2 protein-coding genes are annotated in these 1577 nt (G+C 45.3%); both read left to right on the top strand.

Translation table 11 applies throughout. The features are described 5' to 3' along the window. Window positions 1-579: hypothetical protein (locus J7J01_00840; GenBank protein MCD6209437.1), on the top strand; the 579-nt coding region annotated here is incomplete at its 5' end. After that, window positions 552-1424 (top strand): EamA family transporter, encoded by an 873-nt coding sequence (locus tag J7J01_00835; protein ID MCD6209436.1) that lies wholly within the window; start codon window positions 552-554, stop codon window positions 1422-1424. The genes J7J01_00840 and J7J01_00835, both read left to right, overlap by 28 nt. The last annotated feature ends 153 nt before the right edge of the window (window positions 1425-1577 follow it).

Genomic DNA, 1577 nt, shown 5'->3' with positions numbered 1-1577 from the left:
TCAACCTCAACTTCAACTACATCCTCATATATGCCTGAGGTTGTGGAGCAGCAGGCGAAAGCTCTTGGGTTACCACTGATAATGGAACCGGAGCTGGAGCGTGGGAATCTTGGTGCTGCTTTGAGAGAGGCGAAAGCGAAGTATCAGATAGGAGGTATTATCTCAGATATTAGGGATGATGAAGCCGCTAAAGATAGAATAGAGCGCACTGCGGCAGAAGAAGGTCTGGCACTATTATCACCATTGTGGCATACCAACTATGAGACAGAACTGCGGCTTGCTCTTAGTTCGTTTGAGGTGATTCTATGTGCGGTACCCGTTGAGCACAGGGCATGGCTTGGCAAACGGATAACTCCCTATGATAGTGATATTGAGTGGCTGGTGAAGCATAGAGGCGAGTATCAAACCTTAGTGCTGAACGGTCCAATGTTCAGTGGTAGAATAGAGATAGTAGCGAGAGAAGAGGAGGTTATTGGTGCTGATACCGCGACAGTGCAATTGCGGTTGCGATTGGTAGAGAAGGAAGCGGAGACGAAGACGAAGACGGAGATATGCTCTGGCTCATCTTTGCGCTTCTGACCGCATTCTTTGAATCCTTGAAGGATGTCTTCAGCAAGAAATGTTTAAGAGAGAGCAAGAGCAATGAGTACGTGCTGGCATGGGCATTACCCTGCTTTGCACTACCGTTTCTACTGCCTGCTCTATTATTCACCGGTATTCCCGCACTGGGCACGCGATTCTGGCTGGCGCTGTTCTCCGGCTCAACTCTGTATGTAGTAACGCTAATCATGTATATGCGAGCGATAAAAATCTCTGAGCTCTCTATTACTGTGCCTATGCTCACATTTACACCACTGTTCATGCTCGTGACATCGCCATTAATAGTGGGTGAATTCCCAAACGTGGGTGGTATCATCGGTATTCTCATGATTGTCGCGGGCTCATATCTGTTAAATGTGAGCAAGAGGGTACACGGGTATTTTGCACCATTCAAAGCGCTTGTGAGTGATAAAGGTGCGAGGTTGATGCTTTTGGTTGCTTTTATATGGAGTATAACATCCAATATAGACAAGATAGGGCTGTTGAACTCATCGCCGTTGTTCTGGGTCATCGCTGTTGACTCGGTAGCTGCGTTACTGCTATTACCACTGGTCATAGCGATAGCAAGAAAAGAGCAGATTAGCATGAATGGACAAGGTTTATTGAAAGTAGGGCTATTTGGGGGTTTGACTTCCATCTCACAGATGACTGCTATCTCGCTCACACTCGTTGCATACGTGATTGCAGTGAAGCGAACGAGTGCGATAATGGGCGTTATCTTCGGCTATTCGATCTTTAAGGAGTCGGGCATAAAGGAACGGTTGAGTGGTGTCATGGTGATGATTGCGGGCGTTTTGTTCATTACACTATCTCAAGGAATATAATGCACTTAACTTAAGAATAACATCAATTCAATTGTCTCAATCATCAAAACCCGGACAAAATCCATTCCCAGTTTTAACTCAGGAATTTAAGATATAGGAGACTCACCTTCACATTAGTGGTCCATCAACTTTTATCATTATCTTTAAGTTAAC

This window comes from Methanophagales archaeon (genome assembly GCA_021159465.1).
Taxonomy (GTDB): Archaea; Halobacteriota; Syntropharchaeia; order Alkanophagales; family Methanospirareceae; genus G60ANME1.
The sequence above is the reverse complement of the archived record's forward strand: the minus strand, read 5'-3'. Positions and strand labels throughout refer to the sequence as shown.

Excerpts from the sequence above, each read along its gene's own strand:
- J7J01_00835 (MCD6209436.1), top strand. The coding sequence starts at position 552 with ATGCTCTGGCTCATCTTTGCGCTTCTGACCGCATTCTTTGAATCCTTG.